The following is a 23,611-nucleotide window of genomic DNA, read 5'->3' on the forward strand; positions in this document are numbered from 1 at the left end:
ACACCATTTATTAATAAATTTATTAATTGGTTGAAAAACATTATTGACACTTTTACACAAAAGAATGGACTTGACTCGTAGAGCTCTCCTACGTGACCGGTCGCTCTTTTTTTCGCACAAATTGGGCACGTAAAGCTCTCCTACGTGACCGGTTGCTCCTTTTTACAGCCAAATTGGGCACGTAGAACCCTCCTACGTGACCGGTTGCTTTCTTTTTTGCACAAATGGGGCACGTAGAACTCTCCTACGTGACCGGTTGCTTTTTTTAGTCATATTGGGAACCTATTAAAGAGAGCACCGGATAATATTTAATAATATGCGGGGGGCATTCCCCCGACTCTTGTCAAACCTGATAAAGGATAATGACACTAGCACTCTCTTAAAGTATCCTGATGCCCTCCCTTGCTTTTATTACCTCCAAAAAGCGTGCAGCATCTGGAACACCCACTTTTAACAAGTAGGTAAACCTTTTCGCTAATACTTTATGCACAGGAAATTATACTGCACCTCTATTTGAGGCACGAAAAGTATATCTCGATCCCTCCCTCTATGGAGATGGACCGAAATGGTATAATAGTACAAAATAACCACTAAACAGTGAGGTATGATAAATGAAGAAGTTGCGAATTCCTAATTGGGTCGTTTTTACTATCGTTGGTTCCATCATTTCCGTTGCCATTAGTTATGAAATCTACCATTTTAAAAGCACGACAAGTTTAGTAGAGTTTACCATCACGGTAGTGGGCCTCGTTGTTTCCTTTACGGCCTTCATTATTGCTATGAAAACCTATTTGTCCATTGATAGCGTCAATGTGCTAACCCAAATGGAAGGGAATGTGCTAGAAAACGAAAATTATGTTACCCCGTTTACCTATTTATTAAGGCAGTATGATATGGAAGATTCTAAAAGTGCCAGTGAAAAAGTGTACGAGCAATTAACAGAGCGGTTTGGAAGAAATTCAAAAACAGCGATTGAATTTGCTGCAAATTTACAATACTTTATCGATATCATCGTTTTCCTACCCTACCTATTTAACCAACGGGATGAAAACCGCGATGAAAATATTCAAAAAATGACCAAGCTGTTAAACTTAATTGATAAAAAAAGGGATGCACTTCTATCGATTAGTACAGGGAATTTACTTTTAATAGAGGAAACCGTCAAACTAATTAAGTCGATTGTTGACTATCAAAAACTGGAGCTGGCTGATACTTTCAACATCCTTGATGTACGGGGAACTTTGTTAAAAAACTCTGTTACGCAAACGGTCTATTTTAATTATTTAGGGTTATTTTACAACCAGAGAGCTTATTCCATTCTTCAGAAAAAGTTTGGGTTGGAGCAGACCGACTTCTTTTCCATAGAAGGAATTAAACAGGTAAAGCAGAAGCTTGATTTATTATCAAGCGAAGAAAAGGAATTATTTACGATGTATCTAAAGGAAGCCAAGGATTCTTTCAAAAAAGCAATGGAGCATAAGCATACTGACATGATGTGGGAAGGCTTTATCAAGTATAATGATGCCCGATCCACTTATTTATTGAAGCTTATATTAAAGAATGAAGAGATTGATTGGCTGTCGAATATGAATGAGGGCCTAATAGCCCGGAACCGATTGACGATCCTCGCCAAGGATATCCTGGCAAAAAAGGATTCGACCTATTTGCTAGAGGCTTTCACGTTCGAAAAATGTTTGGCCGGATTGGTTAAAATGAATCTCTTGATTGCAGAGGGCAAAGACATCACTGATAACTTTAATCAAATTAAGTACGAGGCCCCTTATTATAAAGGGATCCTTGAAGACCCTCTATTAAAAGAACCATACTCAGGCATATTTAACAAAGTCAATTCTTATCAAGAGGCAATCATCAACCATGTGACCTCAATTACTAGAGAAACAGCCTAGTCTAAAGGCATTGGCATTTTGCAAAAAAAGCACAGCTAGCAAGTTTGAGCTAGCTGTGCTTTGCTGTGACAGACGGGCTTCTGGTTTATCTCTCATGCCAGCGGAACCCTCGCCATGGTCTGTACCCTTCCCCCTTTGGTCCCGCCACCAAAATAGGCCCTCCTACCCTTTAAAACGCTTTCATAAATCTCTATAATATTCTGTAAATAATGTTTTACGCATGTTACTGATTCGATCAGGCAGGGCGGCACGTGTGAGAAGGACAGGCCTTTTCACTGTGTTCCCCCTGCCTTGTTGTTGTTGTTCCAGTTTTCACGAATCCCCACACTCCGCTTGAACAAGCTTTATGCTTTTTCAAAATACCTCACCTAGAACCTTGCACTCACGGAAAATGACTGAAAGGAGGCGTAAATAACCAATTCTATCTACTTATCAACTTCTATTGCAATGAAAAATTTAAAAAAGAGGTGGTATCCATGGCTAAAAAATTGTCTAAGGCTGTCCTGTCCGTATGTCTAGCAGCAGGTTTGGCCGCTCCCATCGATTTTCAAACAGCCAGTGCAGAGGAACCTGTAGTAAACTACAATCCTACCGTTTCCCCGATTCCGAAATACATGAAAACAACTGCACACGGCTTCCCGTTAAATCCGAAGGTGTCACTGGTCACCGAAAAAGGAACCGACCCAGCAGCAATCACCGAACTAAAGGAAGCATTAACAAAGGCCGGTGTCACCATGATTGTCGAGAGCGACATCACGAATCCATCACTGCAGGCACCGGTCATTATTTGGCTGGGCGAATTTTCCGATGAGGCAGAGGTCAAAACCATCACCGAGAAAACCGGCATCAAAGACCTCACTATAAACAATAAAGAAGGATATCTCATTACCTCCAAACAAGGCACCGAAGCAAAAAAGCATATTGTGATTTCCGGAAAAGATGATGCGGGCACCTATTACGGGACCCAGACCTTCCGGCAACTGATTGTGGAAAGACCTGGCACCGATTGGATTCCGGAGGTCGAGATCAAAGACTGGCCAACAATGCCAATCAGGGGAGCCATCGAGGGCTTTTACGGCGAGCCATGGTCACACGAGGATCGCCTCAGCCAATTGGAATTTTACGGGGACCATAAAATGAACAGCTATATTTATGCCCCGAAGGATGACCCGTACCACCGGGACAAGTGGCGCGATCCTTATCCTCAAGAGAAAATCGCTGAAATAGCAGAACTGGTGAAAACTGCCCATGATAACCACGTCACCTTTACGTTCGCCATATCACCGGGGAATACGATTACCTATTCCAGCGATAAGGACCTGCAGGCGTTAATCGACAAGGCTCAGGCGATGTGGGATGTCGGGGTCCGCTCGTTCGCTTTGTTCCTTGACGATATCGATCCGAATCTTCGCTCACCGGAAGACCGGGCAAAATTCGGAGGCGATGCTAACCCACCTGCCGCCGCCCAGGCTTACCTTTTGAATCGTTTTAATAGTGAATTTATTAAGAAGCACGAAGGGGCCGAACGGTTAATTACCGTGCCGACCGATTACTATCAAGCAGGCACCACCCCTTACCGGACAAGATTTGCCGCCCTCGTCCAGCCGGACATTGTCGTGCAATGGACAGGAATTGGCGTTGTCGCGCCGACGATCACAACCGCAGATGCAGATAGAATTCATGGCATTTTTAAGCATGACTTGTTAATCTGGGACAATTACCCGGTAAATGACTTTGACCGCAACCGCTTGTTCCTTGCACCGTTAACCGGAAGGGATGCAGGCCTGACACCGGAGCATGGCGTCATCGGGTTAACCGCCAATCCGATGAACGAGGCCGAGGCGTCGAAGATTCCGTTATTTACGGTTGCAGATTATACCTGGAATCCGGAAGCCTACAATCCAAATGATTCCATGCTTAGAGGGTTGAAGGAATTCGCCGGCGCCAAGGCGTTTGAACCATTAAAGGCGTTTGTTGACGCGTCTTATTCGACGAGTCTCAATGGCAACAAAGAGCCTTATTCGGAAAAATTGACCTCGCTAATCAAGGAGTTTTGGGCAACAACTGACAGCGGCGCAGGGCTGGAATCGGCCTCCGCCAACCTTTTACAAGAATTTCAGCAGCTGAAAAACATCCCGGCTGAGCTTCGCAAAACCGTGGATAATCAGAACTTTTTAGAAGAGGTCGACGGTTATTTACGAAAAATGGAACTGTATGGAGCTGCTGGTGAAAAAGCCGTCAACATGATTCTCGCTGAACAAAAACAGGATGAAGCGGCAGCTTCCGAGCTGAGAGCGGAGCTGAAAGCGACGATGAATCAGTTGAACCAGGTCCCGCAAAAACTAAGCTTGGGTGTTCTCAGCGCCTTCTTTGACCGGGCGCTCAATGGCGTTAATTTAGCGGAAGGGAAAATCGCAACAGCCTCCTCCTCTGAGGTAGACTGGCTGACACCTGATTTGGCGGTCGACGGGAACAACAATACCCGCTGGGCATCGCTTTACACGGACAATCAATGGCTCAGCGTCGACCTTGGGCAGACTTATACGATTAATAAAGTGGTTCTGAACTGGGAAGCTGCCTACGGAAAACAATATAAGATCCAAGTTTCACAGGACGGCAGCCAATGGACCGATGTCCATACGGAGTTAAATAGCAATGGCGGTACCGACGAAATCGACTTCCCAGCTACACAAGCCCGTCATGTCCGCATGCAAGGAATCAAACGGGCCACCAGCTGGGGCTACTCGCTATACGAAATGAAAGTATTTAACGTGCATCAATAAAAGGTGTCAAAGGGGCGGTTCCACTTCCACGAGAACCGGGAGGAATCCCTGGAAACTGCCTCATTAATCATTGATGAGGACAATACCGGCTGGGAGTCTCCATAAGGCGTTCAAGGAACAAAACCAGTTTGTATCCACGGAACCGCCTCCAAATGATAGAAAACCAAAACGCCGACTATAGCCGAGATCAAGATTGACAAGGAATAAGGAATGAAACAGGGAGCGGGACACTGCTTTGCAGGGACCCGTTCCTTTCTATTCCTTCTTAATCCCACCAAAAATACCAAACGGAACTAAAAATGATCCTATTTATTAATCATTGTAAACCTTGAATTAGAGCGGTCCGTGCCTTATCTTAACGGCAACTAAAAAAGGGAGGAGATTCTTATGAGTAAATGGAAAAGCAAATGGGGCTTGGCAGTTGCTTTAGCCGGGACCATCACAGTATCATCCGCTTTTGCGGCGCCTGCTTTCAAAGAGGCAGAAGAAACGAACCCGAATCCGGTCATTGCCCCGATTAAAACAGATGAACCTACCTCTTATCGAATCAATCAACTAGAAGATATCGCGATGTACTATTATTGGCATGGCGGCGACCTCAAGCAGGCGGAAGAAGAAATTTTTAAAGGGATTACCCTAAAAGGTAAATATGACGTGGTTGAGGCCGCGTATAATGAGGCCGTCAAACTGGACCCTCACGATGTCAATCTCAAATTCTCGCTGGCATCCACACAAATCATCCAGAAAAAAATCCCGGAAGCATTAGCAACCTACCAGCAAATTCTGAATTTGGACCCTGACAACTATAATGCACATCTGCTGTACGGAGTTTATTCAAAAGTAAATGGGGATGAGAAAGCGTATAAAACGGCCATCGCCAATTTAAAACGGCTCGACGCCCACAAAACCAATGAATACCTTGAAAAATTCGCCGCTACAGAATCGATTATGAAAACCACATTAAATACGGAAGTTCCAGAAAACCTGCCGCAGAGCAAGCATGCCATTGTGATTCTTGGATATGCACTAGCGGATGATGGAACGATGAGAGAGCCATTAATTGAACGTTTAAAGGTCGGTCTAGCCGCAGCCAACAAGTATCCAAATTCAAAAATCATTGTGACCGGCGGCGTGCCGAAGCAAGGCAATACTGAAGCAAAGTTAATGAAGGAGTGGCTCATTTCAAAGGGTATAGCGGAAGGAAGGATTTTGACAGAGGATAAATCAACAGACACCGTTGAAAATGCCCTCTTCTCTACAGCCATCCTTAAAAAAGAAGGTCTGAAGGATGTCACGCTGGTGACAAGCGCCAGCCATATGAGACGAGCACTTACCATCTTTACGGAAGCAAGCCAGTTTTACGATAAAATGAATGCAAAAAATAGCGACCGGTCATTCACGAATGTGGTTTACTTGGATTACTCATCGATCGAAGAAGCCCACAACGTAACCAAAGACGAAACTTTGGTCATTTACCGCGACTTAATGAGAGCCACCGGCGTTTGGCAATACCCGGACAAGCAGCGCTAAACCACTGATTATTCGGGTGATGATCATCTTTTAAAATGGAATAATCTTGTGTATAATGGATATATAGTAAAAAGAGAGAAGTGCTGTAACACTTCTCCCATGCAGCTTCTACCGTCAGGGTGGTAGTTGTCAGTGTTTAGTTTTTGTGCGAACCACCCTTTTGCTTGCGACGGCGTGAGGGTGGTTTCTTGTTTTCCAAGATGTTTTTCCGATAGAAAAATGCAGCAGTTTCCCGCACAATCCCCTTCAGAACTTCACGAATGAATTCAAGAACAGTTTCCATGATTATCACCTCCCTTCCCTAAAAATTTAGGAAAAGAAGATTGGACAACCAGGCCACCCTAACAATATTAAGCTGCAACTCTATTCTACCATTTATACATATCTTAAAATTCTATCAGTCTTCGACAAAATTTGAGTGGTGCTATAGGCACCGAGATACTCCTAGAACGGAGATTTTTTCAAGCACTGGGTCTAAAAAAAGCACAAGAAAACTATGAACCAATAACAAATTTAAAGACAAAAACAGAGAAGTGTGCAAACACTTTTCTGTTGCTGTCTCGACAATTGTTAAGCTTTCTCCCAAAACTCCCTAATCGCCTTTGTAATAATTTCTTGGTCATTTCGCAACATCCCATATAACTCATTCATTTTCTGAAGGATTTCTTCGGTATTCTTCCAGTCGTAGATTGGAAGTCTTTTGATAATAATCCTACCTACATTATTTGTATCTGTAGGATTATACTCGGTATTGTCTCTTAAAAATCTAACAAACTCTTTCCGCTGCTCTAAATGTTCATCTTTAAAGCGCCCGACTTCATACTTAAGGGAAATAGCCTCATCGTATCGGTCAAAGATTAGCGGGCACGGGTAATCAGAAAACCAATTTTCTAAGGTTAGGCCGTTAAAGTTTTGAATAAGATGATATTCTCTTGGATAACAAAACACCCCATTGATAACATCGTGCCGGTCTTTACGGTAAGTTAATTCGTGGTGCTGTTCAATAAACTGATAAAATGCCTTTTTAAAATAATCCACATCTCCATGCTGTTTGATATATTCAGAAATATCCTTATATTTTCGAACTAAATCATAAAGTTGTTTGCTTTCCGGTTCCTGCAAATCCATTTCTCTTTCCTTGCAGGAAACTATATAATCAATTTCTCTGCTATACTCACGATAAAGCTCTTCACATGCTACTTTATGGTCTGACTCTGTTACCGTCAACTCTCTTAAATTGCAAAGATAGTCATGGACAAAACTATATACCTTTTCACCCATTAGATCCTTTTTTAATGGGAGATAATCATCCAATAATTGATATAAATATAAATAGCTGTACGCAAAATAATAGTTTTCGGAAGGCTGATCTCCATTTAAAGTTAGATAAATAGGCAAGATTTCATAACCCGGAAAATCTCGAGTAATCGTCTCAAAATATATTTTTAATTGTTCTTCCCCCTCAGATGCGTTAATTTTATTTTCAATAATAACCACCATTTTATGGAGGTGCGAAATCAACACTAAATCAATGTATCTACCATCAATAGAATATTCCCTCTCTACCTCCAGATCATGAAAACTATTTAGAAAAATACTAGTTTCCGAAACATTAAACAGTTCTCTTCGATCAATATTTTCTTCGAGACTTAAAACTTCCAACACCATTTTCTTAAAAAGAAAATCCCCCAAATGATGATTTTCTTCAGGGTCCAACAGCCAGCCCAGCACATTGGAATGCCGAATCTCATAGTGTTTAAGTCTTAAAACCTTTAAAGGGTTAAACTCATTAATAGCAGCCCTCAGCTTTTCCAAGCGATAATTATTAATAACAAACCCCGTGATCATTCTCAAATCATCACTTATCAAATCTACTTCCCCACTTTCTGTTAATTTTAAAGATTATAAGCATTTTTTCCAAATACTCACAAATAAATCTTACCACATTTATCCACCTGATAATAATCTAAACTATTATTAATCTAGTACTATTTAAGCAATTCCCTAAGCTTAATCGGGACATGTTTCCGATAAACTTCCAGCGGACCATACTGCTTATCCAGTCCAGCTCCAGAAACAATCAAGACCTGTTTTACAAAACTCTGCAGCTCTTGAATATGCTCCATCATCCACTGCGTTCTTCTCTTCCCCTCAAACAGAGGAGGAGTAATAACAATCGGGATCATCTCTATATTTACAGCCTGAAGCTGTTGAACTAGGAGCAGTGCCAACTCTGCCTCCTCAATGGTATCAGGGCTGGTTTGCAACAGAACCTTTTCTACAGAGGCAAACTTTTCCCAAAAATCAATCGGATGAGTAATATTCTCCCCTGAAGTCACCGCCAAAACAGAATAATGGATATCATCAAGAATTGGTTCAAGGTAAGTTTGACACCTACTCCCCACTACCACCAAGAGCTTATCGCGATCCTTATCAACAGTTGTGATCTCGCATCTGCTAAGCATACGATTCAGTATTTCTTGAGTTGATAAAGGTTTACCTTCACCAACCATTTGCCGGCAACGGGGACATGGAACTTCCACTGGTGCGGGAAAAAACTCCCCCTCACTACCGCATTCATGGCACAGCATAGGATGAAGGGGATTTCCACTAGAATTGCAGACAACAAGTTGCTCGAAACCGGATTTACATTCAAAGCAGAAAAACATGCCGCTGCGGCAAGAAACTTCTTCAGGGACGACCTGGCCAAGCAACAGCTTTTGGTAGACAGAGCGCCAGGCTGCTCTGGGGTTCTGATGCTTCGCAGCAATTAATTCATCCTCGACTATTTCAACCAGCGACCTTTGTTTTCTGAGCCCGCCAGTTACCCATTCCCCGCACCAGCCACAAGCACATGGAAATGTCTTCTTTATTAACATGGGCTACTCTCTCCTTGTCTCTCCCGGCCCAATAAGCGATAACTCATAAAGTCCGTTTGCAAAGTTCTCAATCAACTCCAGCTGGACAATTTTTCCCCTCCAGACTGTTGGAATCGAGGAAATCCCATAATGAGCACCTGCCAATTGACCATAAATTGCTCCGGTCGTATCCGAGTCTTCCCCCAAATTTACGACCTTTAATAGTCCCTCTTTAAAATCATCCGTTAGATAAAAGGCCCAGAGTGCAGCCTCCAATGAACGTACGACATAACCGCTGCCAGTAATGATCGGTGGCTGCCGGTGCTTGAAGGAACCTTCTGCCACTTCTTTAATGTTAGGACTTAATGACCTTCCGATTTTACTTTCAACCAATTCTACAAATGTACGAGCTAGAAGGTGGTCTTTTTCCATTCCATTTGCCGCGCCAGCAATTAATGCCCCAAAGTAGAGGCAGGCATCTACCGCCTCCTCTGCTTGATGAGTGGTTTTTGAACTTTCTCCCGAATAGTAGATGGCTTGCTCCATATTGTCTGACCAAAGCAAAGGAACAGGCGCTAACCGCATGATCGACCCATTGCCAGCACTATAAGGATCCTTTGAACCGCTGTAGGGCTCCCCTGTCTTCAGAAACCTGGATAATGCATCCCTCGTTGCATTCCCAATATCAAAGCATTGATTTATACTGCTTAGATATCCCTCCGTAAACCAGCGAACATACCGCTGCATTTGGTCTTCCGGATTAAAACCTTTACCCGCGATTAAGCTATCGGCAAGACATAATGCCATCGAGGTGTCATCTGTCCATTCGCCCGGTTTTAAACGAAAGGGGCCGCCGCCATTCATATCAGTTACAGGTGCAAAGGTGCCGGGCGGGCTAAATTCCACAGCAGCGCCAACACAATCTCCTACAGCCAACCCGACAAGACTTCCTAAAAATCGGTCTCTTTTATTCATCTTGATCCCTCCATTAATTGTCCAGAAAATCTAACTCATCGTCTTCTTCTTCGACTTTAAATTCGTTTTCTAAACGTCTGCAAATCCTTGAAATATTTCCTCTTAGCACTAAATCAAAACGCTCCTCACTACTTACATCAGCGTTCAGGTAAACCACCCTTGAACCTTCCTTTTTGCATTCCAGCAATTGATTAAATGGGTACACCTGTAAGGACGTTCCAGCAACAATGATGAGGTCAGCCTTGCGAATAGCAGCATTCGCTCTGACCATACTCTTTACGGGGTCGCCAAAAAAGACAACATCCGGTCTGAGAATCCCGCCACACTCACATCGAGGAGCCTCCCCTTCTCTTAATACATGGACAAGAAGGTAGGATTTCCCGCATGCAGGACAATAGCATTCCCGTATATTCCCATGAAATTCGACTACATCGCTGCTCCCCGCTTTTTGATGCAAGCCATCCACATTTTGCGTGACGATAGTTACCTCCTTATCCAACTGCTCCAACCACCTGAAAAATCGGTGCCCCTGGTTGGGCTCAATTCCCTCAATCGCCGCCAGCAGGCTTTCGTGATTTTTAAAAGGCATGATTGAATTTAAGGTTTCTACTAATAGTTCATACATTCTTGCCCAGAACCGGACCGGATTGGCTTGAAATGCCAATTCATTGAGATCTTCTAATATGGAAGGGTCCTTTTCCCACATACCGGCAGCGGCCGTGCGGTAATCCGGTATTCCGCTCATCGTACTAATGCCGGCACCCGTCAGGACCGTTATTGCTTTCGCCTGTTCAATTAATTGTTTGAATATGTTTACCGAAGATTCGTCTATTTCACTATCTATCCGAATCTCTGATACAACATCTCTCGCCAGGCTTCTAACTGCATATTTTAATCCTTTTTTCAATTCGATCTTGGCTTGTTCCGACAATGGGGCATAAGGTGTTCCGTCTGGATGGTAGGCTGGAATTTTCCAAAAGTGACTGTCTAATGAGGGCAATTCGTCGATGGTATCGAGCAATCGGGTTGAAAAGTTTCCAGATTGACTTTTTGAGGCTATGGCATTCGTCGCTCCATTTTGAAAAATAAGGTTCCAGGCTTCATGGTAGGATACTCCTTTGATACCTTGTGTACGTGCATCTTTAATATAGTATCCGATTCCGCCCAATAGATTTCGGTAGCCTGGTGCGTCGATGACTCCTAAAATCTCATAGTAATTTTCAGAACTAGGGGCTACCCCAGCCACCCGCTGCCAGCCAGGTGTTGCTTGTTTTTCTTCCATGTATTCACATAAGATAAACTCGCCATATCGATTTTGATGCTTCATATCGATAATCTTGTATTTTCCTTCAAATCGCGAAACGATATCTCCTTCTCTTTTATAAAAATCTTCCTGCACCCATAATACTTTTCTTGGCATTTCATCACGCTCCTTTAGAAAAATCTTCCCCCTCAAAAAGGGGGATTAGCTTGCTTCTTCTATGTACCAGGCCAATGCTGACTTTTGAAAGTCAGTTAATGTATGGCTTAAATGATTTTCCTCTAAATAACGGTCCGTACATGACCTTAATTCATACTGAATGTCTTCAAATCTCCTACTAGTTGTTTGAATACCGACCAATTGAGCCTTATGTATCAGAGCAGGAAAGTACGCGATGGTGGTGAACATATCATTAAATAACATTAGCTCGAATCGGCTGGAATACAACCTTGGTCTAGGACTAAACCGATCTGGAGTTTTGTGAACATAATACTGTAAGCTGTTCCGTTTAATTTGCTTTAATAATTCAACAGTCCGTTCTTTATGGACAAGGGAAAAAAGATTTCTTAACCGTTTCTGTCCGCCCACTGTTCTTACTATACGTGTCAGATTATTCTCTATCCCCGGCAGCGGAATCGCCATTGGTGCGGCAAATGCATCTGGACCCTCACCAAATAAATAGTCGTGGACAAAACCAATGTTGCAATTTTCATCCTCGAGCGGCAGTTCCGCTATTTTTTGTTTTATAGAGTCCATCGTTGCAACTGCTTTATTTTCCAATTCTATTAATTTAGGTTCCTTTTGTAATTTTTGCGTATAAACCTGATAGGCTTTTTCAATCACTTCATAGTTATACATAATCATCCTCCATCTAAAGTCATGTTGTAGGTAATTTTTACTAAATATAATTATATATTACCATAAACTAGCAACCAATTTAGCGAAGTCTTTCCTCCGTTTTTCCACATCCTCAACGAAATCCCCCCTTGAAAACTTTATATAAAAATTATACTTACACCCAACGACCGAATAGGTCGTTCCAATTTTTTAAGATGAAATTAGTAAAAATAAGGAGGAATGTTATATGAGTTGTTGGGGGAAAAATCAACAAGTATGTGCAACCTGCAGATATTGGTGTGGAAGCCGTGATATCGACTTCACCGCCAGTCATTTTCATGCTTTACATTCTCAAGGGCTGTGCCAAGGACCTTTTGGCAGTTTTCGTGGAGTAGAAATGGGGGAAGGCTCCTCCTGCCAGGCTTGGGAGCCATTCCGTGATGATTCAACCACTCGCTATTAAGCAAGTGGTTGACTCTTCGCGTATAGTTCATACATCTTCGCTATCTTCTCGCTCACTCTTTGGCGCAATTCCAGAGGTGCCAGCACTTCCACATGCTCAGCTTGCTGTAGGATCCAAAACATGATTCCGTCATAGCCATTGACTTCAACCTCCACGTTCACCCAGCCTTCCCGTGACGAGGATGGCTGATGAAAGAGAGGAAAGGCGCGATACAAATATTCCAGAATCCCCTCTGCCACCTTTAGTTTTACAGTTTGAGGGGGGCCAGAAAACATCTGGAAAGAACGGTTAACTTGCCCCCCCACCTCTATATGCGGTTCCTCCAGCCGGAACCGCTGCGGGGTCACTTCCAAATCCTTGATTCGGTCAAACCTCCAGGGAACAGGCTCACTATACGGTGCATCCTTTTTCTTTGCCAGCAAATAAAAGAGTCCGTTATGAAAGGACAAACTGTAGGGAATCACTTCCCGGTGTTCTGATGTACCATGTTTTTCATAATGGAACGACAAGATCCGCTTGCGTAGAATCGCGTCATATACAGTTCTTATATAAGTAAGGCTTTCGTCCGTTGCAATTGGTTTATAATGAAAATGATAGCTGTGAAGAAACCTGCGGACCTGTCTTTGTTCCTCTTTAGATAGGAATGGAAGCAGCTTTTCTTCTATTGATTTGACTTCTTCTTTATTCAACCCCCTGGCAGCATATAAAATCAGCATAACGGCCAAAATCTCTGCTTTCGATAATGCTTCCCCCTCCAACGAGGAAAGTCGGTACACTTGATCAGCAGCGTCATAATCAACAGTTTGATCACTACTCGCAAAAAAGGTCCTCAGCTTTCTTATATCCCTGCCGATTTGTTCGTCTCCGATACGAAATTCCCTTGCTGCTTTTGATTTTACAATGTCTTCCCCCTGTAGAAGCCGTTTGTATAAAGAAAGCATTCGATGCTGGGGGTGGATTTTTCGATTTCTGGCTTCAATAATCATTTGGGTAAAACTTGGTTCGACATAGTCGGTATCGTAGGTGGTCCATCGATAGCTTTCCAACAATTTGATTGCACCTTCCCATTCCCGCTCTTCATCCGACTTTTCCAATAATGAACCATCCTGAAGATCATAAAGCTCTACCCAAAATACATCCGGGTCTGGGACACCTTTTAACACCATTTTTTCATTATCATTTTCCAATCTAATCAGAGTAACAGCCTTCATCACGTCACCTCATTTATTTTTATGGGAGGAAAAATATACTGATTTCCCTGTTAAACAACAGGGAAATCAGATTTTATAATTTTAGAATCTGATTTTTCAATTTCGAATGAAAATCTTGTTTTAAAACTGTTTCTGTATATTTCTGATTAATTTCCAAAACAATGAAATTTGGATGATCAACCGAAATAACGGTTGAAGATAAATAACCATATTTTTTTGGATCTAAATAACTTCTTTCAACAAAAAATTTCAAACCAACTACAACTTCAAATTTACTTTCATTCTTCATTTCTTTTAAACAATTAAACATATTTTTCCTCCTCATATATTTAATTTTTTACATAACAACACAAATAAGCCCGCCGGACACAGATTTCCTGTGTTCGACGGGCTTAATAACCAAAATGAAATTATAGTTAAATATTACACCATTTCCCTAATTTTGTAAATACCTTTTTCTTGAACTACCTATTCGGTTGCCCTTATCTTTTATACTACATTTATTAAATAAGTTAGGGGTTGAGCAAATGGATTATAAGATATTCTGGAAAGCAATCCAAAAAGGGCACATCGCGCTTGCACAACAGCTATTTCCTTATCTTACGTTTAGCGAAGCAGAAAAGGGGACCATTTTTCAAGCTGCCCTAAAGGACAACAATCATTTTTATATCTCCTTAATCGACCAACTGTGGGAGGAAGAGCTTACTCCCTATTTGCACAAAGCCATTGTAGCATCCCATGAAGAGGCCGTAGTGCTTCTTTTACAAAAAGGGGCTGACCCCAAAAAGCCAACTCCATACGGAGAAGTCCCATTAAACCTAGCCATCAAACCACATGGAACCAGCTTGAAAATACTCAATGATTTGATTGATTGTGGGGCTGACATGTTTCAAGAAAACAGACACAAGGGAACCCCTTTGTTAAAAGCAGCGAGTTTGGGATTGCTGGAGGTTTTGGACCTTTTCGTTCAAAAAGGGGGCAAACTGAATGAAGATGTATTATCCAGAGGAGCAAGCAACAATCATGTCAACGTGGTACAGTACTGCTTGGCGGGCGGGATTAAGGTGCCGCAAAAAGCCTATTATATGTCATTATTTTATGATCACGGTGATATGGTCAAGTACCTGGCAGAGGTCGATCGGCAGCGCTTTACAGCTAGTTGCCCCTATAACCCACTTGTGATTGCAGCCAGTAACGGCAGAAGAGAAATACTTGAGCTTTTTCTAAAGAAAAAACTTCCCGAAGAACGGAACGAGCGAGTAACCCTATGTTCAACAGCATTAATGGCTGCTGTTGAAGCTGGACACGGACACCTTGTCCAAATGCTACTGGGCGCCGGGGCGGACATCAATTATGTGGATGAGGGAGAATCAGTGGTCGATGTGGCACTGGATGCAGGGCATAAAGATATAGCTTCTTATTTAATTAGACGTGGCGGATGCAAACATAAAGGGGCATCTCATAAAAATGTACTTCAACTATAAATCAGGCTAAAAAGGGGTATTCGGGTTACTCAACCTTCGGATTCCCCCATTACTATATTTTTTTCAAAAATAGTGATTTCACGATGTATTTAAACAATTTGTTGCTTATAGGTAACCTAATTAAACGATTGTATAACAAGGTACCAAGTCCCGCCACCATTGGCTTTTTTATTTCAATATCACGAAAATACGTGTCGATCAGACAAACGTTTAAGTATAATGATTTGAAACGTTGAAATCTAAACGTTTCGTGATCATTTCCGGGGAAAAGTTTGGTGAATATTGCCGGATAATGGCGGCTAATTTTGTTTGGAACCAATTCAACCTCTGAACTCCGACCATTTCCTCCAATATCTTGCATCACTTCCCCCAATCAAACGTTTTAGGTGAATCCTCCTGAATCGTTGTGAATACAACATTTCCGTGCTAACATTCTTGTGAAAATCTTGGTTAAAACTCCCACATGCAGGAGATCTGGAAAACTTCCGGGAGGTGTCTCTCATTTATTTTTCTTTTGAACAAGTTATTAGCTCTAAACGAATGAACCTATTATGCCGTTATTAATAGTATATAAGCTTATTGAAGTCAATCTTCTTTAAGATCTCCCTTTAATTATATAGATACTGGATGCCCTCGAGGAATGTTTTCGAACAGACCCGGGGGCTATTTTTTTAATCAATATTTTTGAAAAAGGAACTCCGGGCGATCACGTGCAAAGGAATCAACCAAACCTTTTGCTGAAAAACTACAGAAGATATACAATTCCTATAAAAGGGGGTATATAGATGAAGGCGATTACGGTAAAACAACCCGGCGGTGCTGAACAATTACAGGTTGGGGAACATGAAAAACCAATCCCAAAGGATGGGGAATTATTAATTAAAGTAAAGGCAGCAGCTGTTAATCGAACAGATATCGTTACGAGGGAAAGCAGTTCGGGTTATTTGACCAATCCGATTTTAGGTGTCGAAGTGGCTGGAATTGTTGAAAAAGCTGGCGCAGGTGCTAAAACAGCAGTTGGCACGCGTGTTATGGGCCTTGTCAATGGCGGAGGTTACGCGGAATACGTCTTGATGCCGGATGACAGAGCGATGGTGATTCCAGAAAACCTTTCATTTGAAGAAGCTGCCGCGATTCCTGAAGTATTTTTAACTGCTTATCAAACTTTATTTTGGATTGGCCACTTACGTGCGGGAGAAACCGTGTTGATTCATGCTGGAGGTAGTGGTGTCGGAACTGCAGCGATTCAGCTTGCCAAACAAATCGGGCAAGCCAATGTCATTACAACAGCTGGATCCAAAGAGAAATTAGAGTTTTGCCGGTCATTAGGTGCAGATGTTTGTATAAACTATAAAGAACAAAATTTTGACGAGGAAGTATTAAAGGCGACCAAAAATCAAGGGGTCGATTTGATTCTTGATTTCATTGGTGCATCCTATTGGAGCAAAAATCTTGCCAGTATAAAAGTAGATGGACGATGGGTGTTAATCGGGATTTTAGGTGGGGCCGCAATAGAAAAATTCAATTTAATGGATGTCATGTCAAAACGGATCCAGCTGACTGGAACGCTGCTCACTCCAAGAAGCGATGAATACAAGACAGCACTCACAACTGAATTTTCCTCTAAAGCCTTGGAGCTTTTTCGTACTAACAAGCTCCGTCCCATTGTTGATCATGTATTTTCTCTTAATCATGTCCAACAAGCACATGAACATATGGAGAGCAACAGAAATATCGGAAAGATTATTTTAAAAGTAGATTAACAGTCAATCCTTGCTTACTGTGGTCGGTTGAAACATCGCTGATACGAAGTTTGCAAACTGGTTCCGACTTCTCCGTATCGATTTTTATGTTGTTTGAGAATTCAATAAGCGGAGAATTTCCGGTTATTGTATTTAGAGGTAGCTCAAGAGGCGGAAATAAGCGGAGATATTCCGGTTAATGGCTCTAAATAAGGTAAAATCCTAGGGTTTTGATAAAATAAGCGGAAAACCTCCCCTTATTTTTAAGGAAATATGGGTATTTCCCAATTTAGCCGGAAATTTTCCGTTTATTTTTCCTACGCAGTGAAATCAACATTCAATAAAAAAGGCTGTCCCTAAACGACCCGTTATCGATTTAGGGGCAGCTCTTTTTATAACATGCTCTCTTTTAATGCTTTTACGAATTTAACTGCTGCATTATAATCAACTAAGTTATAATCTTCTTGATGAGGGGGTTCTGCAAAAGCAAATGAAACGTTGCCGATTGTAGTAGGATCTCTCCTCCAATTCTTGCAAGAACTATGGTACTGAAGAATGCCGGTTTTATTCATTAAAGAGGAACTGTTGGTAGCATTGACGCCACCGCCGGCCAATATTTCGATTTTTTCGCCATATTTATGCTGTAACTCTGCCAACAAATCAATGCCTTCCATTGCCGTGGATTTCAAACCGCTAGTCAATACCCTTTTTACACCCATATCAATTAATTCTTCCATAGATTGATATGGGTCCTTTACGCAATCAAAGGCTCTATGAAATATGGCGTCCTTATTATATTTATGAATCATGTCTACTATTGCCTGATTCTTATCCTTGTCTATATTCCCGTCTTGATCCAGGCAACCAAATACAATCCCTTCAATATCAAAATCCGCTAAAGCCTCGATATCCGCCAATATGGTTCTAAATTCATCATCGTTATAAAAAAATCCACCCGGTCGCGGTCTCACCATTGCTACAATGGGAATATGGCAATTTTCAACGACTAACTTTACCGTTCCGATAGAAGGAGTAAGTCCATATAAAAACATGGCGTTATTAAGTTCTATACGGTCAGCTCCTGCTCTCTGTGCAGTTAAAGCATCTTCCAGACTACCGCAACATATTTCAGCCATTCTTTCCATTATTTTTCACCCAACCTCCAACCTTTTTAAAAACATATATGAAAATAGCCGAATTCAGCTATATGAATCCGACCACATGTCTTCGATAAAAACCAAGCTCAAAACCCTACCTCAACACACCAATTCTTCCCTGGTATTTTTCCACCAAACGGCGATTATGCTCATCAGCGCCATCAATATTTCCGCTTAGGAAAATCGGAGGCTCAAAACCTTTGTCTGCCATGATTTTCACCGCTTCAGCCAGAATCGCATTAAGAATGACCGCCCCCACTACAGTTGAGGTTGGGCCAAATGGCACGCTTACCTTTTCATAGGTTAGCGACGCATCTCCTTTTGCCGAGTAGTTATCAATCACTAAATCGACTGAATTATACAAGTGCTTGCCGCTATCATGTCTCGATGGCTGGCTCTGTGAATATTCCATAGACGTGATCCCGATGACAAATGCTCCTTTGGCTTTCGCTTCTTGTGCTACATCGACTGGAACAGGATTCCGCCCGGAAGTCGAAATGACAAACATCACATCTTCTTTTCGGATGTCTTGATCCTTCATAAATTCCTGAGCCAATCCATTCTGGCGTTCCAATTCCGAGGAGCGGAGCGCACCCTCGTGCAGCATTAATGGCTCATAAAGAATCGGGTTGATCGGCACGAGTCCCCCGGCACGATAGCAAACCTCTTCCGTTAAGATATGCGAGTGCCCACAGCCGAACAGCTGAATAATGCCGCCGGCCTGAATCGCTTCTGCTACTTTTTCTGCTGCTTCTCTAAGTTTGCCAGATTCATTTTTTTCAACAAGCTCAATTTTCTCTTTTGCCTTTTCGAAGTATTTCGTTAACATTAGCTTCATCCCCTCACCAAACGAACAATTTTTGCCACTTCTTCTGGAATCGTTCTTCCGGTATTTTTGTCAATCGTAGAGCCAAATATATGTGGCATGAAAACAGGAATTCCTGTTTCTCTCACCGCGTCCACAATCGCAACAATATTATCGGCTGAAATGCCGCCTGCAGGCTCAATGGAAACAATACCCTTCTCAGCCGCGACCCGACATAAATAAACTAATTCTTCTAGATGGGTAACCCCTTTTAAAGGCATGAATTTAATCGATTCCACTCCCATCGAGACGGCCAAATCCACTAAATCTTCTACCCTCATTTCCATGCCGGACAACTTTACATAGCCCACTTTCCTGGCCGGCGAAACAAGCCCGTTTACTGCTTGGTCAAGGCCTTTTGCCTTTAAAAAGCCCCTGGAATAACTTGATTTTTCAAAGGGCTGATTGATATGTCCCGGATTGGAGCCCGCGGCAATATCCAACACCTTATCCCAGTTTGCGGGATTTCCGTTATCCCCTAATCCGACACTGACAACGGGTGCCACTTCTTTTAATTCAGCGACTTTTTTTATGCCATCGGCAATCATCGCAAAATCCGAAGATACGATGCCCGGGACAACAAAACCCTGGCCCGCTTCTAAGATTTCCTCTGCATTTTCCCTGTCTTTTGCCAAAAAATTAAACAGCAAAAAATCGTCCAGCTTATTCAGCTTTCTTAAATCCATCCTTCGCACCCTCAATCAGCTTAACCATATTTTCAATCGCGACTTCAATAATTTTTTCCCCTTTTTCCTTTGTGGCAAGAGTTGCATTCCCTAAAACAGCTGTGGAGGTAAACTCTTCCCATGGGGTTGGAGTGACATCAGCACTCATCGGAATTTGCGGGTCCTCAGCAAGCGCTTTTGACATGTCCACGTATTCCTCAGCCAAATAAAGCATATAGGACGTTTCAATTTCGCAAGCATGGAAATAGCTTGAATGGGCCGACTTCGCATCCCTCACTTCCTCGGTCACCTTTTTCACGCCTGGGTAGAAGAGGTAGAGGATTTTAAAGTCGGGATATTGGGCGTAAAGCTTGCGAGCGGCCTCTTTCATCGCAACCGCATTGCCCAAATGGCCGTTGATCATCGCAAATACACGGAATCCCTGTTCATAAAGGCTGACCCCAATATCATAAATGAAGCTGATTAACGAATCGTTGCTGATATTGATGCTTCCCGGGAAGTTCTTTAAACTCCAAACCTGTCCATATGGCAAGGTTGGCAGCACAAAAGCTCCCGTTTTCTCGGCAACACGTTCAGAAAGCCGTTCCGCTAAATAGTTATCCGTTCCAAGCGGAAGGTGGGGGCCATGTGCTTCAACAGCCCCAATCGGCAAAATCGCCACTAGACTTTTTTCAATTTTTTCTTTGACTTCAAAGGAATTTTCAGTTTGAAAAATCATGCTGCAGCGCCCCTTTTATTTTTTAAATGCAAAGCAACGAGCCGGATTGTCGATAAAGAATTTGCGGATTAATTTCTCGCCGTCAAAGCCTTGTGAGTTCGCGTCATCAATAAAGCGCGGCACCCATTTGGCGATGATATATTCAAGACCTAGACCGTAATCATAGTGCTTATAATACGTTTTTCTTGCGGTATCGCCGCTGACCAAGATTTGATCCTCATACCCTTTTTTCACAAGTTCCAAAATACAGGCAATCCGCGTGCTTTCCGGAGCATATTTAATTTTGGCAATGCCATCAAAGCTTAAAAAAGCACCGGTTTTGGCAATTTGCTCGTGATAGTATGGATCCGGGTTGCGGTCCATGTGGCCGAAGCTCATATAAGAAAGGTCGACACCTTCACTTTTTAGCAATTCAATTTGCTCAAGTCCCATTGTACCTGCTTCGGTATGGGAGTGCATGGGAGCCTTCGTTTCGTGATGGGCACGGGCTACCGCACGCAATGTTTTCTCCTCCAGCGGCGTGATCCGGTTATAGCCTGTGCCAAACTTCACCTGTCCCGCTTTAAAAGGGGTGCCTTCCAATCCCTCTTCCACTTCACGAATTACGATGTCAGTCAATTCATTGATCGAGGCCGCATCAATCCACTCTGCATACGTATTGTAGTTACCAATAATCGGCTTTAATTCTTCTTTTATTTTCGCGTCCCAAAGGAAGCTCTTATTAAAGCCTGCTGTCCCAACAATATGAATATCCAGCTCGTCCGAGATTTCTTTAACAGCCTGCACATCACGGCCGTAATCGATGGCAGTGGCATCAACGATGGACCGCCCGCCATGATTTTTAAAATCAAGTACATCCAATTTTGATTTTTCTTTATCATCAAGCAAAAGATCATCTGCACCGCGCTCTGCCCAATAGGCAGGACGGCAAACGATATGTTCATGCGAATAAGTAAAGCCCAATTCTTCCGGTTTGATATCGCCTTTTAATGTACGTATGAAACTCATGTTGAGAACCTCCAATCAAGTAGTAAAAACGAATAAGTAAAGGGCCGTGACGCCCTTTACTCAAAAAAGTACTAGTTTAAAAGAATAATTGCGCCAGCATTTTTACAATTGGTCCAAGAACAAACATGTCATTATCAGCGGCCCACATAGCAGTATCAGGAATCGTATCTGAAACTAAGAAGTGAACCATGATATATTGACCCCATGCAACAACGGTCGAAGTGACAAATCCGCCGATCAATGCACCGCGCACCCCACCGGTTGAGTTACCGAATACCCCTGCAGTTGCGCCGTGGAAGAATAATACGATCATTGTCGGAACAAACACATAAGCTACTGTATTACCAATTACCACTAGCCAAATCAATGATCCGGCAAATGCACCCAAGAAACCAAGAATTACGGCATTTGGCGCGAATGTGAAGACAACTGGGCAGTCAAGTGCCGGAATCGCACCCGGAACTAGCTTTGTTGCAATCCCGTTAAACGCAGGGACTATTTCACCGATGAACATCTTAACGCCAAGCAAGACGACGGCAATACCACCGGCAAATGTAAATGACTGAATGATGGAATACATGATAAAGTTTTGTCCCGCTGCCCCTTTAATCAATTCTTGAGAGGCTGGGGTGCCTTTTAAGGTGATAATGATAGCGCCAATCAGGAATAATAACCCCATTGTTAAAGCAGTAATAACATTGGAATCCCTTAAGAATTCAAGACCTTTTGGCAATTTGATTTTTTCCGAGTCATTTTCCTTGTTACCAAGGACTTTTCCAAGTAACGCTGCTAGGATGGCAACGACTGCGGATGTATGCCCCAATGCAATGGCGTTGCCGCCAGTTACTTTTCTCATAAACGGCTGGACAAGGGCTGGTTGGAATGTCCAGTATAACCCCATGAAAATTGACAAGAAAGCGACTAACCCTATGAAGGATACGTTTTCTTTACCGACTGAGTTAACAATGATCCCCGCAAAGATTGTCGTTGTCCAGAACATCATATGCCCTGTTAGATAGATATATTTAAACTTGGTGAAACGGGCAAGCAATACGTTAATTAGGAATCCAAGGAACATCGCCAATGTGACAGCAGAACCAAATTCAATGTTAAATTGGGTTTGCCCCATGAATTTGCCTAAACTGCCGGCTTCAAGTCCAAATACTTCAGCCCACATCGGCTGAAAGATATTCAAAGCGCCGACGATGATTCCGGCACCAGCATTGATAATCAGGAATCCGATCATGGCTTTAAACGTTCCGCTAACTGTTTGGCTAGCTGTCTTTTTCTGCAATAATAAACCTAGTAGAACAATAAAACCGATTAAGAATGCAGGAACACCGAATATATTATTTGCAATCCAAGTAAGTATTTCCATACTTTTCCTCTCCCTTAATTATATTTATTGGTTAAAATGGCTTTCTAATGCTTGCTTGATCTCATTTAAATCAAAGTAGTTGTTGACGATGACAATTTTGGAAGAATGCCCTGACAGAGATTGAGCCAATTCATTGCTGGTAATAATCAAATCAGGTCTTTCACTCGAAGCGCTGGATACGTCCGTGTTATCCACATCAGCATTAATCCCCATTTGACGCAACACAGTATCCACATTCATTCGCAAAATCAAGCTTGTTCCTTGGCCCAATCCACATACACATAAAATTTTCATTATTCGTTCCTCCCAATCATTTGAGTTAATTCATTAATAGTAGTGATTTCTGATAACTTATTTACATTTTCCTGGCTGTTTAATAACTGCATTAATTTTTGCAATAACGTTAAATGTTCGTCACTGGATGAAGCCCCTAACGCGAAGACAAAATGCACTGGGTCATTGGTGGCACTGCCAAATTTCACAGCCTTTTTCAATCTGATGAATGAAACAGATGCTTCATTCACGCCGTCTTCCGGCCTTGCATGCGGAAGAGCAATTCTAGGCGCTAACACGAAGTATGGCCCATTTTTGTGATACGAATTGACCATCGCCTCAATATATCTTTCCTCCACAGCCCCTCCTTCCACTAGAAGTTGCCCAGCCGCCTTTATCGCTTCCTCTGGAGTGGACGCCTCGACGTCAAAAGCTACAAGACCTTCCTCCAAAAATTTCATTTTAAAACCCTCTC

22 protein-coding genes are annotated in these 23,611 nt (G+C 42.4%); 6 read left to right on the forward strand and 16 right to left on the reverse strand.

Features of this window, described 5'->3' with window-relative positions; genetic code table 11:
- Nucleotides 1-611: 611 nt before the first annotated feature.
- The 3 genes from AR334_RS10310 to AR334_RS10320 all read left to right on the forward strand — a co-directional run bounded on the left by AR334_RS10310 (nt 612) and on the right by AR334_RS10320 (nt 6,220).
- Nucleotides 612-1,907: a hypothetical protein gene (locus AR334_RS10310; protein ID WP_066309447.1), complete on the forward strand. Its 1,296-nt coding sequence runs from the start codon at nt 612-614 to the stop codon at nt 1,905-1,907.
- 476 nt (nt 1,908-2,383) lie between these two features.
- On the forward strand, nt 2,384-4,690 hold the full coding sequence (locus AR334_RS10315) for a beta-N-acetylglucosaminidase domain-containing protein (RefSeq protein ID WP_066309448.1): 2,307 nt from the start codon (nt 2,384-2,386) through the stop codon (nt 4,688-4,690).
- A 387-nt stretch (nt 4,691-5,077) separates the two neighbouring features.
- Entirely contained in the window at nt 5,078-6,220 is a 1,143-nt protein-coding gene (locus AR334_RS10320; protein ID WP_066309451.1) for a YdcF family protein, read from the forward strand.
- Nucleotides 6,221-6,356: 136 nt separating this feature from the next.
- Here the strand turns inward: AR334_RS10320 and AR334_RS29905 are convergent, their stop codons facing one another.
- The 6 genes from AR334_RS29905 to AR334_RS10345 form a co-directional block, all read right to left on the reverse strand.
- Complete coding sequence (locus AR334_RS29905; protein WP_172799206.1) at nt 6,357-6,503, reverse strand: hypothetical protein; 147 nt, start codon at nt 6,501-6,503, stop codon at nt 6,357-6,359.
- Nucleotides 6,504-6,790: 287 nt separating this feature from the next.
- Nucleotides 6,791-8,089 (reverse strand): PD-(D/E)XK nuclease family protein, encoded by a 1,299-nt coding sequence (locus tag AR334_RS10325; RefSeq protein ID WP_066309457.1) that lies wholly within the window; start codon nt 8,087-8,089, stop codon nt 6,791-6,793.
- A 119-nt stretch (nt 8,090-8,208) separates the two neighbouring features.
- Nucleotides 8,209-9,099, reverse strand: a complete 891-nt coding sequence (locus tag AR334_RS10330) for a hypothetical protein (RefSeq protein ID WP_066309459.1) — start codon at nt 9,097-9,099, stop codon at nt 8,209-8,211.
- A gap of 3 nt (nt 9,100-9,102) precedes the next feature.
- Nucleotides 9,103-10,053: an ADP-ribosylglycohydrolase family protein gene (locus AR334_RS10335; protein WP_066309462.1), complete on the reverse strand. Its 951-nt coding sequence runs from the start codon at nt 10,051-10,053 to the stop codon at nt 9,103-9,105.
- Nucleotides 10,054-10,066: 13 nt separating this feature from the next.
- A complete protein-coding gene (locus AR334_RS10340; RefSeq protein WP_066309465.1) occupies nt 10,067-11,473 on the reverse strand; it encodes a Sir2 family NAD-dependent protein deacetylase in 1,407 nt (468 codons plus the stop codon).
- A gap of 45 nt (nt 11,474-11,518) precedes the next feature.
- A complete protein-coding gene (locus tag AR334_RS10345) occupies nt 11,519-12,172 on the reverse strand; it encodes a hypothetical protein (protein WP_066309468.1) in 654 nt (217 codons plus the stop codon).
- 226 nt (nt 12,173-12,398) lie between these two features.
- On the opposite strand from AR334_RS10345, the gene AR334_RS10350 reads away from it, so the two are divergent.
- Complete coding sequence (locus AR334_RS10350) at nt 12,399-12,614, forward strand: hypothetical protein (RefSeq protein ID WP_066309472.1); 216 nt, start codon at nt 12,399-12,401, stop codon at nt 12,612-12,614.
- Here AR334_RS10350 and AR334_RS10355 read toward each other — a convergent pair.
- Nucleotides 12,611-13,825: a YafY family protein gene (locus tag AR334_RS10355; RefSeq protein ID WP_066309477.1), complete on the reverse strand. Its 1,215-nt coding sequence runs from the start codon at nt 13,823-13,825 to the stop codon at nt 12,611-12,613. The genes AR334_RS10350 and AR334_RS10355 overlap by 4 nt on opposite strands.
- A 73-nt stretch (nt 13,826-13,898) precedes the next feature.
- Nucleotides 13,899-14,135, reverse strand: a complete 237-nt coding sequence (locus AR334_RS10360; protein ID WP_066309480.1) for a hypothetical protein — start codon at nt 14,133-14,135, stop codon at nt 13,899-13,901.
- A 217-nt stretch (nt 14,136-14,352) separates the two neighbouring features.
- On the opposite strand from AR334_RS10360, the gene AR334_RS10365 reads away from it, so the two are divergent.
- Entirely contained in the window at nt 14,353-15,309 is a 957-nt protein-coding gene (locus AR334_RS10365; protein WP_066309482.1) for an ankyrin repeat domain-containing protein, read from the forward strand.
- A 785-nt stretch (nt 15,310-16,094) separates the two neighbouring features.
- Nucleotides 16,095-17,072, forward strand: a complete 978-nt coding sequence (locus tag AR334_RS10375; protein ID WP_066309486.1) for an NAD(P)H-quinone oxidoreductase — start codon at nt 16,095-16,097, stop codon at nt 17,070-17,072.
- 371 nt (nt 17,073-17,443) lie between these two features.
- Here the strand turns inward: AR334_RS10375 and AR334_RS10380 are convergent, their stop codons facing one another.
- The 8 genes from AR334_RS10380 to AR334_RS10415 all read right to left on the reverse strand — a co-directional run bounded on the left by AR334_RS10380 (nt 17,444) and on the right by AR334_RS10415 (nt 23,597).
- The gene (locus AR334_RS10380) at nt 17,444-18,196 is read right to left on the reverse strand and encodes a copper homeostasis protein CutC (RefSeq protein WP_082692890.1); all 753 of its coding nucleotides are present in this window, start codon (nt 18,194-18,196) and stop codon (nt 17,444-17,446) included.
- Nucleotides 18,197-18,302: 106 nt separating this feature from the next.
- On the reverse strand, nt 18,303-19,037 hold the full coding sequence (locus tag AR334_RS10385; RefSeq protein ID WP_066309488.1) for an SIS domain-containing protein: 735 nt from the start codon (nt 19,035-19,037) through the stop codon (nt 18,303-18,305).
- Between the two features lie 5 nt (nt 19,038-19,042).
- Nucleotides 19,043-19,759 carry a KDGP aldolase gene (locus AR334_RS10390; protein ID WP_066309491.1) on the reverse strand — a complete coding sequence of 239 codons (717 nt, stop codon included), beginning with the start codon at nt 19,757-19,759 and terminating at the stop codon, nt 19,043-19,045.
- Nucleotides 19,737-20,477, reverse strand: a complete 741-nt coding sequence (locus AR334_RS10395) for a creatininase family protein (protein WP_066309494.1) — start codon at nt 20,475-20,477, stop codon at nt 19,737-19,739. Before AR334_RS10395 ends, AR334_RS10390 begins: the two co-directional genes overlap by 23 nt.
- A 15-nt stretch (nt 20,478-20,492) precedes the next feature.
- A complete protein-coding gene (locus AR334_RS10400) occupies nt 20,493-21,485 on the reverse strand; it encodes a phosphotriesterase (protein ID WP_066309498.1) in 993 nt (330 codons plus the stop codon).
- Between the two features lie 76 nt (nt 21,486-21,561).
- On the reverse strand, nt 21,562-22,863 hold the full coding sequence (locus AR334_RS10405) for a PTS ascorbate transporter subunit IIC (RefSeq protein ID WP_066309501.1): 1,302 nt from the start codon (nt 22,861-22,863) through the stop codon (nt 21,562-21,564).
- Between the two features lie 24 nt (nt 22,864-22,887).
- Nucleotides 22,888-23,157 (reverse strand): PTS sugar transporter subunit IIB, encoded by a 270-nt coding sequence (locus AR334_RS10410; RefSeq protein ID WP_066309503.1) that lies wholly within the window; start codon nt 23,155-23,157, stop codon nt 22,888-22,890.
- A complete protein-coding gene (locus AR334_RS10415) occupies nt 23,157-23,597 on the reverse strand; it encodes a PTS sugar transporter subunit IIA (RefSeq protein WP_066309505.1) in 441 nt (146 codons plus the stop codon). Before AR334_RS10415 ends, AR334_RS10410 begins: the two co-directional genes overlap by 1 nt.
- Nucleotides 23,598-23,611 lie beyond the last annotated feature (14 nt).

Source organism: Bacillus sp. FJAT-29814, assembly GCF_001510715.1.
In the GTDB taxonomy this organism is placed as follows: Bacteria; Bacillota; Bacilli; order Bacillales; family Cytobacillaceae; genus Neobacillus.

Coding starts and splice junctions, on each gene's coding strand:
- AR334_RS10340 (WP_066309465.1), bottom strand. CDS start 11,473: ATGCCAAGAAAAGTATTATGGGTGCAGGAAGATTTTTATAAAAGAGAA.
- AR334_RS10385 (WP_066309488.1), bottom strand. CDS start 19,037: ATGTTAACGAAATACTTCGAAAAGGCAAAAGAGAAAATTGAGCTTGTT.
- AR334_RS10345 (WP_066309468.1), bottom strand. CDS start 12,172: ATGTATAACTATGAAGTGATTGAAAAAGCCTATCAGGTTTATACGCAA.
- AR334_RS10375 (WP_066309486.1), top strand. CDS start 16,095: ATGAAGGCGATTACGGTAAAACAACCCGGCGGTGCTGAACAATTACAG.
- AR334_RS10350 (WP_066309472.1), top strand. CDS start 12,399: ATGAGTTGTTGGGGGAAAAATCAACAAGTATGTGCAACCTGCAGATAT.
- AR334_RS10320 (WP_066309451.1), top strand. CDS start 5,078: ATGAGTAAATGGAAAAGCAAATGGGGCTTGGCAGTTGCTTTAGCCGGG.
- AR334_RS10330 (WP_066309459.1), bottom strand. CDS start 9,099: ATGTTAATAAAGAAGACATTTCCATGTGCTTGTGGCTGGTGCGGGGAA.
- AR334_RS10400 (WP_066309498.1), bottom strand. CDS start 21,485: ATGAGTTTCATACGTACATTAAAAGGCGATATCAAACCGGAAGAATTG.
- AR334_RS10390 (WP_066309491.1), bottom strand. CDS start 19,759: ATGGATTTAAGAAAGCTGAATAAGCTGGACGATTTTTTGCTGTTTAAT.
- AR334_RS10410 (WP_066309503.1), bottom strand. CDS start 23,157: ATGAAAATTTTATGTGTATGTGGATTGGGCCAAGGAACAAGCTTGATT.
- AR334_RS10395 (WP_066309494.1), bottom strand. CDS start 20,477: ATGATTTTTCAAACTGAAAATTCCTTTGAAGTCAAAGAAAAAATTGAA.
- AR334_RS10315 (WP_066309448.1), top strand. CDS start 2,384: ATGGCTAAAAAATTGTCTAAGGCTGTCCTGTCCGTATGTCTAGCAGCA.
- AR334_RS10365 (WP_066309482.1), top strand. CDS start 14,353: ATGGATTATAAGATATTCTGGAAAGCAATCCAAAAAGGGCACATCGCG.
- AR334_RS10415 (WP_066309505.1), bottom strand. CDS start 23,597: ATGAAATTTTTGGAGGAAGGTCTTGTAGCTTTTGACGTCGAGGCGTCC.
- AR334_RS10380 (WP_082692890.1), bottom strand. CDS start 18,196: ATGGAAAGAATGGCTGAAATATGTTGCGGTAGTCTGGAAGATGCTTTA.
- AR334_RS10335 (WP_066309462.1), bottom strand. CDS start 10,053: ATGAATAAAAGAGACCGATTTTTAGGAAGTCTTGTCGGGTTGGCTGTA.
- AR334_RS10310 (WP_066309447.1), top strand. CDS start 612: ATGAAGAAGTTGCGAATTCCTAATTGGGTCGTTTTTACTATCGTTGGT.
- AR334_RS29905 (WP_172799206.1), bottom strand. CDS start 6,503: ATGGAAACTGTTCTTGAATTCATTCGTGAAGTTCTGAAGGGGATTGTG.
- AR334_RS10405 (WP_066309501.1), bottom strand. CDS start 22,863: ATGGAAATACTTACTTGGATTGCAAATAATATATTCGGTGTTCCTGCA.
- AR334_RS10355 (WP_066309477.1), bottom strand. CDS start 13,825: ATGAAGGCTGTTACTCTGATTAGATTGGAAAATGATAATGAAAAAATG.
- AR334_RS10360 (WP_066309480.1), bottom strand. CDS start 14,135: ATGTTTAATTGTTTAAAAGAAATGAAGAATGAAAGTAAATTTGAAGTT.